Here is a 14,661-nt window from a genome sequence, read left to right as displayed (position 1 = left end):
CCTGACACTTTTTTTAGCTGTTGGCTTTTTTGCTAAAATCTGACATTCCTGACACAATTTTTAGTTTAAATCCCCAAAAACGAGGAAACTTGTTTACTTGTATCTCGTTTACTTGTCAACTTTATCCATGCCAAAGATCGCTCTACTAACTACTCTGACATATAGATAAAGCTATCTATAAAAAATGCACTAACTCCTCTACCTGTTCGTTTTTATTTTAACAAATAACGGAATTCTTTTTGCTATAAGTATGTTTTATTGTATTTTTGCGCCCGTTAACCTTAAATTCTTTCTCAGGGAAGAAATTTAAGGACTATGCAAGAACCCGAAACAATGAGGATATACTTGCTTATATATAAGGACAAATCCTGCGATTATTTAATTGCGGGATTTTTATTTATATCTTTGCCGTATGAATTCAAAACGCATTCTTATCACAGGGGCAAGTGGCTTTATAGGAAGTTTTCTGGTGGAAAAGGCATTGGAAAAAAACTATGAAGTTTGGGCTGGTATTCGCAAAAGTAGTAGCAGGGAATATCTGCAGGATGAACATATCAGGTTTATCGATCTGAATTTTAGCGATAAGGGAAAGCTCAAAGAACAATTGTCTGAATTTGCCCGGGAACACGGCAGATTTAATTACATAATCCACAATGCCGGAGTGACCAAATGTCTGAATCCTGACGATTTCGACAGGGTGAATTTTCAATATACGGCAAACTTTATTGATGTCTTAAAGGAAGGTGATATGGTTCCGGATAAATTTGTACTGATGAGTAGTCTCAGTGCATTTGGTCTCGGAGATGAAATAAATTACACGCCGATAAAATTGACAGATACGCCAAATCCGAACACTGCATACGGCCGCAGTAAACTGAAAGCCGAGCAATATCTTCAGCAAACAACAGATTTTCCATATATAATATTACGTCCGACCGGAGTGTATGGCCCCCGGGAAAAAGATTATTTTCTGATGATAAAAACTGTAAAATCAGGATTGGATGTGGGTGCTGGATTTAGGCCGCAACATCTTACATTTATATATGTAAAAGATTTGGTTGATGCGGCGTACCTTGCACTGGAGAGTGAGGTTAAAAACAAAGCTTACTTTGTGGCCGACGGAGATGTATATACCGATAAAGAATACACCAGGTTGGTGAAAAATGTTATAGGCAAAAAGCATGTGCTTAGTCTGAAAGTGCCTTTGTGGTTGTTGAGGGGAATATCTGTGGGGGCGGAAGATATATCGAGGCTGACTAAAAAGCCTTCTACACTGAACCGGGACAAATATAAAATAATGAGGCAGCGTAATTGGGAATGTGATATCACTCCCCTTGTTAATGATCTGGGATTTTCGCCCAAATACAATTTGCAGAGAGGACTGGAAGAATCCTTCCTGTGGTATAAAGAAAAGGGCTGGCTGTGAGCAAATAAAGCGCCTTTTAAATAAAGTTTGCAATAAACCGGCAGGCAGCAAACAATAACCAGAGTCGTTTGTTAATAGATGCGAACTCTAACAAGCGACACATGAATAAAAAAATCTTAGCGGCAGCAATTGCCGGACTATTAATTCCTGCTTTACTAGCAGGGCAAACACGGACTGAAACTGCATATAAAAAAGGAACATTTTATGCATTCTGGGGCTGGAACAGGGCCGCCTACTCAAATTCCGACATTCACTTTAAAGGCAATGACTACGACTTTACACTCTATCGTGTTAAAGCCCACGACAGGCCTACTCCGTTTAGTTATCATAATTATTTTCAGATAGACCGCATAACTATTCCCCAGACAAATTTTAAGATAGGCTACTTCTTTAAAGACAATATGGCGATAAATATTGGGGTCGACCATATGAAATATGTGATGGATCAGAATCAGACAGCAGATATCAGTGGCTCGGTGAGACCGGGATTTGAAAACAAGGTCAATCCAGATGGCTCAGTCAGGCTGACTGAAGACTTTCTTATGTTTGAACATACTGACGGGCTAAATTACATAAACGCCGAATTCGAATATTACAGGAATTTTTATAAATACAAAAATCTGAAAATCAATGGAATGATAGGCGGTGGACTGGGCTTTCTGCTGCCAAAAACCAATGCGACACTGATGGGGAACGAAAGGCATGACGACTTCCATATATCCGGCTTTGGGCTCGATGCGAAGGCCGCTGCTGATATTTTGCTGTGGGATTTGTTCTTTCTCAGATGTGAAGGCAAAGAAGGATATATAAATATGCCAAGTATTCGCACCACACAATCGAGCAGTGATAAGGCGTCGCAACATTTCTGGTTTGCCGAAATCGATTTTCTCTTTGGTTTTGCCTGGCATTTCTGAACCCCGAAGATAAAAAACATTGTGCCATATTCGGGATAATAATATTCTATCCTGCTTAAAAACAGCAAAAAGATAACTCCACTTTGCAAAACAGGCAAAAACGTGATTATCAATAGAAAAAACAAGCTTTTTGTCATTAAAAAAAGCTAAGGTGTTAGACGGATAAGAATATTTTTGCTACCTTTGTGTTGCCTTAGAAAAATATGTTTTATAACATAAATGAGATGCAAATCTTTATTCTGTCTAAGGTGTTTATAGGAAAGGATATAAGTCAATTTTTTAACTATAAAAATTAAGTAAAATGATTAAAGTTGGTATTAACGGTTTCGGACGTATCGGTCGTTTGGTTTTCCGTGCTGCACAAGGCAGAAAAGACATTCAGGTTGTAGGTATCAATGACCTTATTGATGTTGAATACATGGCATACATGTTGAAATATGACACGGTTCACGGAAAATTCGACGGAACAGTTGAAGTAAAAGATGGTAAATTGGTTGTAAACGGAAACGCTATCCGTGTAACTTCTGAAAGAAATCCAGCTGATTTGAAATGGAACGAAATCGGTGCAGAATATATCGTTGAGTCTACCGGCCTTTTCTTGGAAAAACCAAAAGCTCAGGGACATATCGACGCCGGTGCGAAATATGTAATAATGTCGGGTCCTTCAAAAGACGACACTCGTATGTTTGTTTGCGGTGTAAACCATGACAAATACGAAAAAGGAGAACAATTCGTTTCTAACGCATCTTGTACTACAAACTGTCTTGCTCCTATCGCTAAGGTATTAAATGACAAATTCGGTATCGTAGAAGCTTTGATGACAACAGTTCACGCTACTACTGCTACTCAAAAAACAGTAGACGGACCTTCAGCAAAAGACTGGAGAGGCGGACGTGCTGCTGCAGGTAACATCATTCCTTCTTCTACAGGTGCTGCTAAAGCTGTAGGTAAAGTTATTCCTGAACTGAACGGAAAACTTACAGGTATGTCAATGCGTGTTCCTACTCTTGACGTTTCTGTAGTTGACCTTACAGCTCGTCTTGCTAAAGAAACTTCTTACGAAGAAATCTGTAAAGCAATGAAAGAAGCTTCTGAAGGTGAATTGAAAGGTGTTCTTGGATATACTGAAGATGCAGTAGTTTCTTCTGACTTCATCGGTGATCCTCGTACTTCTATCTTCGATGCTAAAGCTGGTATCCAGTTGAGCCCAACATTTGTAAAAGTTGTTAGCTGGTATGACAACGAGTGGGGATTCTCAACTAAAATGCTTGAACTTATCGCTCACATGGCTAAAGTTAACGCATAACAGATATTATCTTAAATATAGAAAAGAGCAACCAACAGGTTGCTCTTTTTATTTTTTTCTTAAAAAGAACAGCAGGCTGATATACTTACTGACAACGCCGGGGCTGAATGAGGCGAAGCCGGGAGTAAAGATCCGGTTCTTTCTATTCTGCGAAAGGCATAACACTGTCCATCTGGCCCAGAGAAATGCCACCAGATGATTGTGATTGTATATCTTCTTAGCTTTGTTTTGCTCTATAATTCTGGAAAACCAGGCCGAGATAGCCCCGAACTTTTCTACGGATACTTTTTGCCTGTTACCAAGGTTATATAGTTTAAAAGTGATTTTGTGGAAATACAACTCTTCGTCAGTAGGGTAAATGTCCAGATTTTTTAGTTGATCTCTTATTATCTTGTCTTTCAGTTCTTCCTGTATCTTATTATGCAGTACCGATACATTCGAGTCGTGCCAGCGGTATTCGAACAGTTCGTTTTTCAAATTAGCGATCTTTCCTAACCGGGCCACTCTGTGCCATAGCTCGTAATCTTCTACATGCTTATATTTCTCATCATACCGGTTGTTTTCCAGTATATTCTTTCGTATCATCATGCTGGGATGAATAAAAGGTACGGAGAATAATAAATGAATTTGTAGATAATCGTTTTCGGTCAGGTTGTATATCTTTCCTGTAATTCCTTCTTTATTGTTTATCACGGCGGCATTTGTTCCGCACATAATATATTCCGGGTGCTTGTCGAGAAAATCAATTTGCTTCTTTAACCTGTCCGGTAGAGAAATGTCGTCGGCATCCATGCGGGCTATATATTCTCCATGACAGAGGTCGATGCCTTTATTAAGAGTTCTGATCAGACCCAGATTCTCCGGATTTTTAATATAGTATATACGATCGTCGTCATATCCGGCTATGATATCTTCGCTGTTGTCCGTAGAACCGTCATTGACAAGTATCAGCTCCCAGTCTTTACAGGTCTGGGACAAGATGCTATCAATAGCCTTCGATAAATATTTACCGGCATTGTAGACCGGCATTAAAACGGAAACTCTGGCCATATTATATTTTAATCCAACCTTTGGGGTAAAAACTATCCAAGAGATTATTTTTTTTCTCTTCCCGAAACCATTTGCCCGGGGCAATAACTACCTTATCCGGGTTTTCGTTGAGCCATGCGCCCCACCAGCTGAAACTACTATTGGCAATAATGTTATGTTTGCAGATACTCATCAACTGCATATCTATATAACTTTTATCTCCTCTGTTCCAGTCGATAAATGATACAGGATGATTTACAAAGTTAATATTATTTTTTACCCAATCGGTATCATCTGAGAAAATATAGAATTCAGGATTGACAATTTGTAAAGAAATATGGTCGATTGCTTTTCTGTAATAGTTAATATCACAAGTCACGAAGTTTGATATTGCGCTTTTATTTGTCAAATAGTCACCTCTGCGAATATGCATAGCTACGGAATTCCCGGCTTTTATTTTCTCCGCTAATTCCAGGTTTTTGTCTGTTAAAGGCTGTCTGAAAGTAAAATCATTTTGCAGAACAGAAGCAATATTTTTAAAATACTGTTCATTCTGGAAATATCCGAACATGGTGATATTGCCTCTCAATCTTTCAAAAACAGGCTGGTAGAGGATTGCATAAGTATCGGTAAAGAATCCAAGCTTCTGGAAGAACCCTCTATACTTCTGTATAAAAGGATATGCCTTTATCAGGAATGTCCCTTTGAATGTTGACTTTACCGGATAATTAATATTGAAAATACTAAGTTCGAAATTTCGGGCTGTTGCTTCTGTTTTCCTGCCGAATGTGTGACTATCGAGAACAAGACAGGTTTGCAGTCTTTCAGCCAAAGCTCTGGCTGTTGCATATTGGAACATCTGATTGCCTAGTCCTCCCGATAATATTATGTTTACCATATTGTCGTAATTATTCAGGGTTTTCTTTTACATCCGAATAAGCTGAGTATGACTGATCGGCATGACGCACATACAGTCCGTCTTCAATAGCCTTATCAATATAATTTTGCGGGATATGATATCCCATCATCTCGGCAAGGATAAAAACTGTATTCGAATTGTTGATAAATCCTTTTTCGGGCTCTTTATATTTTTCCATCACACTGTCTATCTTTGCCGTGTTTTTATTTATTGTGATCAGGGGTATATCAAACTGGGCAATTCCGTTTTTCCACGGGCCGTGTCCCCGTCCTATTATTTCCCCATGATCGGAAAAATGAAGGAACAGAGCTGTCGAATCATGTTGCATCACATTGTAAATCTCACTTAACACCCTGTCGGTATGATGGATGGAGCGGTCATAATGATTCAGAAGAGAATTGCCGCCGGGTATGGCGGCTCTATCCTTTTCATCGTACCTGTCGACGTAATTATTATGGCTGCCGACCAGATGGATAATAAAAAACTGTTTCTTATCTGCTTTATGTTCTTCTTTTAGAATGGGAATAAGGACAAAGTCATCATTAGACAAGTACCCTCCTTCCGAAAACCGGATTTTATCGGCTCCTGCCGCAATATAACCCAGATAAGAATCTTGTATGCCCGATGCTCCCTGATTGGATATCCAGAGAGTTTCATATCCGGCGTCATGTGCCATGTTTAGTAATGTTTTCTCTGTATAGAACGGGTTGAGATCAGTTGGTGAAGCAAAAGACAAAGCCATACGCAGCACATTGCGGGTAAAAGGTGCTGCTGCCACACCATTGTAGAAACTCAATTGTTTTGGTTCTACTTGCGAAAGACTATCTGCAAAAGGGGTTGTTTTTATCCCGTATCCGTATAGCGACCAATGTTTCCGGTAAGCACTTTCGCCTATCACGAGATATATCTTTTCGGGGGCAGGTACAGTGTCACTCCAGGTAATGCCTTCGGGTAGTGTTTTATTGCTTTGGTCGGCAAACTCCCGTAATTTCGACATCTCTACCTGATAGGCAGCTATTGTCCAGAGATTTCCGTACAGGACAGGGGCATACAGATTCACCTTATCCTGTATGACACGTACAGGCTCTTCAGAAAATAGCACCTCTTCTTCCATCCATTTGATGCGTTTATAGCAGACGTATGGTAGAAAAGCCAACAGGTAAACCGCCAGATAAATAAGCGATGCTTTTATTGTCAGCTTCGATTCTTTCAGTTCCTTTTCTGAAAAATACAGAAGGATAGTTGTTATAATCAATCCGGCCAGCCCTCCTGATAGCGCACCACCTTTGAGCATGCTTACAGCCTCGGCCAGATGCGTTTCGAAAATAGATGCTATGATCTCAAGTGATACATCACTTTTCAATATGAATGCAAAATAAGCATTGAATGTAAGTATAAAGGCCAGAAGGAAAGTAAATATAAAAGTATATTTTGTCTTAGCCAGTATATTTATCAGAAACAGGAATGAAACGACCAGTAAAGATATTGGTATACTTGGGGCAAACTTAATCGGAATGAAGGCGATCAGCCCGATATAAATTAAGACAAGTATAGTAAATTTATATTTCCATATAAACTTTCCGGCTTGTTTAATATGATCTAATATTTTCTGCATATTTTCTGTACCACACATTTATTGTTCATACACACTGCCATCATAATCATTCTTTCGGTCATAAGGATATAAAATAGCCGAGGCAAAGCCAAAAAATGCAATCCAGTGTCCTGAAAAACTTCGTAATTCAAAAGCCTGATAAGAAGAATATTCTTGCTCGGTCAGGGTTTTTATGATACTCCCATGATTATGTAAAACATATTCTCCATTAATAATACCGGGTACACCCGATATGGAATAGAAAAACCATGCAAAATTTATTATGGTATAGATGAATCCTATTCCTGCGACGATCATAAGCCATACAGGAGTATTTTTAAAAATAATTTTCAAGAAAGTCATAGGATTAAAAGGAGTAGCTTTGTTTTTTTGCATTTCTTTTATCTCAGGATCTTTTACCAAATATAATATTGCTGGTAGCCATGCTATGAATACTGCTATATGTAACAGCCATACATAAGGGAACCTATCCATCAGATCGATGCCATATACCGATATGATATGAACAATTAAACTTAATATCCATCCAATTATGGCAAAATAGAAAAAATAGACTTTAAAGTTTTGCATACAATGATGTTTTTCTGCTTTAAAAAACAAATGTATGAATATTTTAAAGTTGTATAATATTCGTATAGACTTATTTTATTCGTCGTCTCCCGGTTTTTATTTGCTCAACGTTTCTTTCAATGCCTTTACCGCTTCTTTTATATTTGCGCTTTCTTTTAAAAGAGTAATGAACTTACTGCCGATGATGGCGCCGCTTGCATTTGCCTGTGCGGCATCTAAGGTTGCTTTATTCGATATGCCGAAACCTATTAATCGGGGATTACGGAGATCCATACCATTTATCCGGCGGAAATAATCCTGCTTTTTCTCATCGAAACTCTTTTGAGCACCTGTAGTGGCAGCCGATGATACCATGTAGATAAATCCATCGGTATGCTCGTCTATCAGGCGGATACGTTCATCTGATGTTTCGGGGGTGATCAGCATGATTACTTTAACATCATACTTTTCCGTAACAGGCTTGTATTCATTTATATAATCGTTGAAAGGCAGGTCGGGAATAATAGCTCCGTCTATGCCGGTCTCCTTGCATTTTTTGCAGAAATTCTCGAATCCGTATTGCATTATCGGGTTGAGGTAACCCATCATGATAAGAGGTATTTTCACATCTTTACGAATGTCTTTCAACTGGTCGAAAAGAACATTTAAAGTCATGCCGTTGCGCAGGGCGATTGTGCCGCTTTCCTGAATGGTAGGGCCATCTGCCATGGGATCGGAGAAGGGAATTCCGATTTCTATCAGGTCTATACCGTTCTTTTCCAGTTCGCGGATAATGTCACTGGTGTCGTTCAGGCGAGGGAATCCGGCTGTAAAATAGATAGATAGTATATCTTTTTGTTTGGTTTCAAATAATTGTTTGATCCTGTTCATATCATAGTTGTTTTATAAATTTTTCAAGTAATTGGATATCTTTTAATCCGGGTCTTATTTCAAACTTACTGTTGAGGTCTATGGCGTATAACCCGGGATGATTTATTCCTCTTATTTTTTCCGCATCATCAATAGATATTCCTCCGCTAAGGAAAAAGGGTGTATTGCCTTTATACTCATGGAGAATATTCCAGTCGAATTTTTGTCCCGAGCCGCCGTGTTGAGAGGTTTTAGTATCGAATAAAAGATAATCGACTGCCCCTTCGTATTGTTTTGTCTTTTCCAGATCGGCGGCATCTGCAACACTTATGGCTTTAATTACCGGCATTGTTCTGTTCAGGTCTTTACAAAAACCGGGAGTCTCATTTCCATGTAGCTGGATAATATCGAGGCCATAACGGACTGTTTTTTCGGCAATGTATTCTATTTCCGCATCTACAAATACTCCGGCCAGCTTTATCGTTTGCGGTACTGCATCCACATCGCTGCCATTCAGACTATCTATATACCGGGGCGATTTATCATAAAAGATCAATCCCATATAATCGATAGGCAGCAGGCTTAATTCTTTTATATTGTCGGAATATTTCATCCCGCACACTTTTATCTTCATCATTTATAGCAAATTAAGTAGAAATAAATATTCCTCCCCTTGGGGAGGTTAGGAGGGGCTTAGTTGTTTTATAAATTCTTCCAATGCTTTTCCCGGATTGCTTGTCTTCATAAAGTTTTCGCCCATAAGGAAGCCTTTATAGCCAACTGCTTGCAGGTCGATAACAGTCTGGGGTTGCGATATGCCGCTTTCCGATATTTTCACAAACTCGTCAGGAATTTTATTTGCCAGATCGAACGATATCTGTATATCGGTTACAAATGTTCCGAGATTACGGTTATTCACTCCTACTACATCAACTTTGTCATTGATTTGGGCCAGTTCCTCTTCGTTATGTATCTCTAACAAGACATCCAATCCCAGCTCTTTTGCTTTTGTCGCTAGTTTCTTAGTCTCTTCTGTTGTTAAGGCAGAGGCGATCAATAATATAGCGCTTGCCCCTTTCCACGCCGCCTGATAAAGCTGGTATTCATCTATTACAAAATCTTTTCGCAACAAGGGAGTGTTTGTAAGGCTTCTGGCTTTTTCCAGATCGGCCAGATTACCGCCAAAAAAGTCCATATCGGTCAGGACAGAAATCGCACTCGCTCCGTTTTGTGAATATAAAGGAATAACATCTTCTACCGTGGCATCCTTAAAAATCCAGTCGCGTGAAGGCGAGCGGCGTTTAAATTCCGCGATAATACCTGTTTTGGAATTTACCAAAGCCTCTTTAAATGATTCCGGTTTTTCTACGGAGTCTGCAATAAAATGCATCATGTCTTTAATGCTGTATTGCTTTTTCTGTCTTTCGACCTCGATCTTTTTATTTGCTATTATTTTATCTAATATGTTTGCCATATCTATTTACCGTTTGTCTACTTTAAGAATTTTTATCAGTGATGCCAGTACAACAATGCAGATGCCGAATAAGCCTATCAGCGCATAAGAATATCTTAAATTGGTGACACTGGATATATAGCCTATGAGCGGAGGCCCCATCAGGAAGCCCAGGAAACTGACACTCGATACAATCGTCAGGGCTATACTTGTAGATATTTTGGTTCTCTGCCCGGCTACGCTGTATATGCTGGGCACTATGCCTGCCGTACCAAACCCAATGATCATGAATGCGATAATGGTGGTGATGAAATGAGGCAGGGCCACAGCCGAGAACAAGCCTATGGTAATAAGTGTTCCTCCCGCCTGAAGCACCCGTTTGCGTCCCCACTTCTGGGTCGCTTTATCGATCAGGAACCTGCCCGAAGCCATTGTCACCATGTAAGCGGCAAGGCCAATGGGTGCTATATTGCTCGGTGTTCCCACAACATCTATCAGGTATAACCCGCTCCAGTCGGACATTGCTCCTTCGGCAGCCATTCCGCAAAATCCTACGATCCCCAGTAGAAACAAAAATGTTTCCGGTTTACTTTTCTTTTTAGAAGCTGTTTCCTCCGGGTCTTTTTCCTTTTTCAGGTCGGGCTGTAAAAAAGGCCTGTTTATTAATAATGTGATGAAAACAAGTATACCTATAATGCAAAAATGATAGAAGGGCGCCAGTTGCAGCGATGACATAAGCAATCCTATCGCAGCTCCGGTAAGTCCGGCAAGGCTCCAGCCTCCATGGAAAGAAGCCATTATCGGTCTGTTGTACATCCTTTCTACGGTTACCGATTGCGTGTTGATCGATATATTCGTAAAATTACCGAAGAATCCGAATATGATCAGGCTTATGATCAGGGCGTACTCACTGGCGGAGATTCCGACCAGCAGTAATGCTCCTGCATAACCTGTCAGGGCTATCGGGAATATACGTTTACTGCCTACTTTCGATACCAAAAGTCCCGATATGGTCATGCCGCAAATCTGTCCGATGGGTATCATTAATAAGATTGTACCCCATGCGGCATCTCCCAGTCCCAGTGATGTCTTAATATCCGGAATACGGCTTGCCCAGCTTGAGAAGCAGATACCCGAGCAAAAATACAAACAGAAGACAGCCAGCCTGATACGGCTGTTCGATACTGTTTTTAAATTTGTTTCGTTCATTGTTTTTGTGCAATAAGTTCTATCTTATTTAACCACTTTTTCCGTTGTTCCGGTGTCGATGTTTTTATAACGGCCAGATAGGTGGTACGGATGTTTTTTATCCCACAGAATGCGCCTATATTTTTCCGGATCATTTTTCCGCCTATATCTTTTACTATCCATTTATAATAAAAGACGGGAGCATCCATTGTGCTTATTATTTCGGAAGTCTTTCCCATGAAAAGCTTTTTGGGAAAAGGCGACTTATCCTGATACTCGAATGTAAATCCCGGCAGGAAGATACGTTCGATGAAACCTTTAAGTAAAGCGGGAGGCGAAGCCCACCATGTGGGGTATATCCAGACAATATGCTCAGCCCATTGCAATTTTTCCCATGCATCCAGCAAATCGGGCTCCAGTTGGGTTCGCTTGCGATAGCCATATTGCAGGATCGGGTTGAAATCCATTTTGGCAAGAATAATTTCTTTTACTTCATTCCCTTTTGCCAGTGAGCCTTTTTTGTAGCTTTGGTGCAGTCCAAAACAAAAGCTTTCTTTGTCGGGGTGACCGTTGATTATAAGTACTTTCTTCATTTAAACTGGCTCTTAATAATAGTGCTTTTTTAGTTCCTCATACAAAGCATCATTCTCTTTTAGATGTTGCTCCCGGAAGATGCTGACAATCGAGTTGTAAATCTTTTCTATTATAACAGGGTTCACATCTTTTTCGTTTGTCAATGTCTTTATTTTGGAAAGAATATCCGTTTTGTTTATGTCTGTAATATTCTTTATCGGGTCCTTAAATTTTTTAATCTGAGAAAGATATTGACTGCGTTTTATAATAAGGTTGCTCAATTCGAAATCGATATCTTCAATCTGATTTTTTATTTCATCCAAAGAATGGCAATTTGCTATATTTTGTTGTTCATTCATAATCTTCAGGTATTTAATTCCAAAAATTTGCTGAATGTTTCTTTCAATCGGCCGCTATCTATCGATTCTCTCGCTTCTGCCATAGCATCCGCAAAAGATTGTTGAGGATTGATAGTCTGTATAGCTACCGCCGCATTGGCTATTACCGCATTCTTCTGTGCTGCCGTCGCTGTGTTGTTTACCACGTTGTCAAATATTTTTGCTGCATCTTCTGGTGTTTCACCCCCGTATAAGTCGGTTTCGTTGCACCTTTCAAAACCAATCTGTTCAGGGGTAAAGATATTCTCTTCAAATTTATTAATTATTTTGAAATCTCCGGTCAGCGAAATTTCATCATAACCATCGAGACTGTGAACGATTGAATAATCCACATCTGTCTGCTGATACATATAAAAATACAGACGCGCCATTTTCAGGTTAAAAACACCTAATACAGTGCGTTTAGGCCTGATGGGATTGACCACAGGTCCCAGCATATTAAAGAATGTGCGTACCCCCAGTGCCTTACGGACGGGAGCGACAACCTTTAAAGCATTATTGAATAACGGAGCATGCATATAGGCAATATTGACCTTATCGAGCGATTCTTCCAGTTTGCTTACGTCTGAAGTGAATTTCACCCCGTGTTGTTCCATCACATTGGAAGCCCCACTCACCGATGTCGCTCCGTAGTTTCCGTGTTTAGCGACTTTATATCCGGATGCTGCAACCACAAAGCAGGCGAGGGTGGATATGTTGAATGTATTCTTATTATCGCCTCCCGTACCTACAATATCGATCGGATTGTATATTGCCAGCGCATCTACATTCGCCCGCAGATCCAATAAGGCATCGGAGAATCCGAGGAACTCGTCCACGCTGATACTACGCATCAGGAATACGCTGATAAACGCGGCTATTTCCGAATCGTTATATTTCCCGTCCGCCATATTGGTCAGTATTTCCTTTGCCTCACAACGGTTGAGGTATTGGTGTTCAAAGAGTCTGTTGAGTATCTGTTTCATGTTTTTTTATTCTTTGTCATGCTGAGGAACGAAGCATCTCTCTTAGATTCTTCGTTTCTCTCAGAATGACAATTATTCTCACACTAATTTCTCCAAAGCATCTGTTGTCTTCGCAATCTCTTCATCGGACAACTCATGATTAGTCAGTTCACCATCGAAATAACGGTCATAAGCAGCCATGTCGATCAGTCCGTGGCCAGATAGATTGAACAGGATTGTTCTTTGTTTTCCTTCTTCTTTCGCCTTCAATGCTTCCTGAATAGCCGCGCTTATTGCATGAGAAGATTCGGGTGCCGGAATTATACCTTCTGCTTTTGCAAATAGTATACCAGCTTCGAATGTATCGAGCTGCTTCACGTCCACAGCTTCTATATATCCGTCTTTTTTCAATTGGCTGACAATTGTTCCTGCTCCATGATAACGGAGTCCTCCCGCATGAATGTTGGCCGGCGCAAAATTGTGTCCTAATGTGTACATCGGTAAAAGCGGAGTATATCCGGCTTCATCACCGAAGTCGTACTCGAATTTACCACGGGTTAATTTCGGGCACGATGCCGGTTCTGCCGCAACAAGGCGGACATCTTTACCTTCGGTCAGTTTGTGACGCAGGAATGGGAACGTAATACCTGAGAAGTTAGATCCACCGCCAAAGCAGCCGATCACTACATCGGGATATTCGCCTGCTATTTCCATTTGTTTCTCTGCTTCCAGTCCGATAATTGTCTGATGAAGGGCTACGTGGTTTAATACGCTGCCTAATGTATATTTACAATTCGGTGTGTTTAGAGCCAGTTCGATAGCTTCGGAGATAGCTGTACCAAGGCTCCCCTGATAAGTCGGGTTATCTGTAATGATCTTGCGTCCGGCTTTGGTGCTCATACTAGGCGATGCTATAACCTCTGCACCGTATGTTTGCATGATCGAGCGGCGGTAAGGTTTCTGGTGATAGCTGATTTTTACCATATAAACCGCCAGATCCAGTCCGAAATGGTTTGCAGCATACGATAAGGCAGCACCCCATTGCCCTGCGCCTGTTTCGGTTGTGATATTTGTTACTCCCTGTTCCTTACAGTAATATGCCTGTGCTATTGCCGAATTCAGTTTGTGCGAACCTACCGGGCTGACGCTTTCATTCTTAAAATAGATATGTGCCGGAGTATCCAGTGCTTTTTCTAGGCCATAGGCGCGTACCAACGGCGTAGGACGATAATTCTTATACAGTTCGCGTATCGGTTCGGGGATTTCTATCCACCGGTCGGTATAGTTCAATTCCTGTTTGGCAAGCTCTGTTGCAAATATTGGTTCCAGATCACTTACTTCCAAAGGTTTTTTTGTTCCCGGATGGAGAGGAAGCAGCGGTTTGTTTTTCATATCCGCAATAATGTTGTACCAGCTTCTTGGAATGTCGTTTTCGCTTAATAAGATTTTTTTGTTCATGATTTTTTAGTTAACAAGT

The 14,661-nt window shown here is 40.4% G+C and carries 15 protein-coding genes; 3 read left to right on the top strand and 12 right to left on the bottom strand.

Annotated features, from left to right (window positions below; all coding sequences use genetic code 11):
* Positions 1 to 412 precede the first annotated feature (412 nt).
* From GGR21_RS16190 to gap, 3 genes are all read left to right on the top strand, one after another.
* On the top strand, positions 413 to 1,426 hold the full coding sequence (locus GGR21_RS16190) for an NAD-dependent epimerase/dehydratase family protein (protein ID WP_183308265.1): 1,014 nt from the start codon (positions 413 to 415) through the stop codon (positions 1,424 to 1,426).
* A gap of 101 nt (positions 1,427 to 1,527) precedes the next feature.
* A complete protein-coding gene (locus GGR21_RS16185) occupies positions 1,528 to 2,340 on the top strand; it encodes a hypothetical protein (RefSeq protein ID WP_221233024.1) in 813 nt (270 codons plus the stop codon).
* A gap of 301 nt (positions 2,341 to 2,641) precedes the next feature.
* On the top strand, positions 2,642 to 3,646 hold the full coding sequence (gene gap / locus GGR21_RS16180) for a type I glyceraldehyde-3-phosphate dehydrogenase (RefSeq protein ID WP_183308264.1): 1,005 nt from the start codon (positions 2,642 to 2,644) through the stop codon (positions 3,644 to 3,646).
* A gap of 48 nt (positions 3,647 to 3,694) precedes the next feature.
* Here gap and GGR21_RS16175 read toward each other — a convergent pair whose 3' ends face one another.
* The 12 genes from GGR21_RS16175 to GGR21_RS16120 all read right to left on the bottom strand — a co-directional run bounded on the left by GGR21_RS16175 (position 3,695) and on the right by GGR21_RS16120 (position 14,645).
* Positions 3,695 to 4,696, bottom strand: a complete 1,002-nt coding sequence (locus GGR21_RS16175) for a glycosyltransferase family 2 protein (protein ID WP_183308263.1) — start codon at positions 4,694 to 4,696, stop codon at positions 3,695 to 3,697.
* A gap of 1 nt (position 4,697) precedes the next feature.
* Positions 4,698 to 5,573, bottom strand: coding sequence for an alpha-1,2-fucosyltransferase (locus GGR21_RS16170; protein WP_183308262.1), 876 nt, complete (start codon positions 5,571 to 5,573; stop codon positions 4,698 to 4,700).
* 10 nt (positions 5,574 to 5,583) lie between these two features.
* Entirely contained in the window at positions 5,584 to 7,209 is a 1,626-nt protein-coding gene (locus GGR21_RS16165) for a sulfatase-like hydrolase/transferase (protein ID WP_183308261.1), read from the bottom strand.
* A gap of 18 nt (positions 7,210 to 7,227) precedes the next feature.
* Positions 7,228 to 7,779 carry a hypothetical protein gene (locus tag GGR21_RS16160; protein ID WP_183308260.1) on the bottom strand — a complete coding sequence of 184 codons (552 nt, stop codon included), beginning with the start codon at positions 7,777 to 7,779 and terminating at the stop codon, positions 7,228 to 7,230.
* A gap of 96 nt (positions 7,780 to 7,875) precedes the next feature.
* Positions 7,876 to 8,649 (bottom strand): tryptophan synthase subunit alpha, encoded by a 774-nt coding sequence (gene trpA, locus GGR21_RS16155; protein WP_183308259.1) that lies wholly within the window; start codon positions 8,647 to 8,649, stop codon positions 7,876 to 7,878.
* A 1-nt stretch (position 8,650) separates the two neighbouring features.
* Positions 8,651 to 9,265: a phosphoribosylanthranilate isomerase gene (locus tag GGR21_RS16150; protein WP_394353488.1), complete on the bottom strand. Its 615-nt coding sequence runs from the start codon at positions 9,263 to 9,265 to the stop codon at positions 8,651 to 8,653.
* A 45-nt stretch (positions 9,266 to 9,310) separates the two neighbouring features.
* Positions 9,311 to 10,102: an indole-3-glycerol phosphate synthase TrpC gene (trpC, locus tag GGR21_RS16145; protein WP_183308258.1), complete on the bottom strand. Its 792-nt coding sequence runs from the start codon at positions 10,100 to 10,102 to the stop codon at positions 9,311 to 9,313.
* Between the two features lie 6 nt (positions 10,103 to 10,108).
* Positions 10,109 to 11,290: an MFS transporter gene (locus tag GGR21_RS16140; protein WP_183308257.1), complete on the bottom strand. Its 1,182-nt coding sequence runs from the start codon at positions 11,288 to 11,290 to the stop codon at positions 10,109 to 10,111.
* Positions 11,287 to 11,862: an NAD(P)H-dependent oxidoreductase gene (locus GGR21_RS16135; RefSeq protein ID WP_183308256.1), complete on the bottom strand. Its 576-nt coding sequence runs from the start codon at positions 11,860 to 11,862 to the stop codon at positions 11,287 to 11,289. The genes GGR21_RS16140 and GGR21_RS16135 overlap by 4 nt, the downstream gene beginning before the upstream one ends.
* 12 nt (positions 11,863 to 11,874) lie before the next feature.
* Positions 11,875 to 12,201 (bottom strand): chorismate mutase, encoded by a 327-nt coding sequence (locus tag GGR21_RS16130; RefSeq protein WP_183308255.1) that lies wholly within the window; start codon positions 12,199 to 12,201, stop codon positions 11,875 to 11,877.
* 5 nt (positions 12,202 to 12,206) lie between these two features.
* On the bottom strand, positions 12,207 to 13,205 hold the full coding sequence (gene trpD / locus GGR21_RS16125) for an anthranilate phosphoribosyltransferase (protein ID WP_183308254.1): 999 nt from the start codon (positions 13,203 to 13,205) through the stop codon (positions 12,207 to 12,209).
* 78 nt (positions 13,206 to 13,283) lie between these two features.
* On the bottom strand, positions 13,284 to 14,645 hold the full coding sequence (locus GGR21_RS16120) for a TrpB-like pyridoxal phosphate-dependent enzyme (RefSeq protein ID WP_183308278.1): 1,362 nt from the start codon (positions 14,643 to 14,645) through the stop codon (positions 13,284 to 13,286).
* Positions 14,646 to 14,661 lie beyond the last annotated feature (16 nt).

It is taken from the genome of Dysgonomonas hofstadii, assembly GCF_014196915.1.
Taxonomy (GTDB): Bacteria; Bacteroidota; Bacteroidia; order Bacteroidales; family Dysgonomonadaceae; genus Dysgonomonas; species Dysgonomonas hofstadii.
This window is presented reverse-complemented; position numbering and strand designations above follow the sequence as displayed.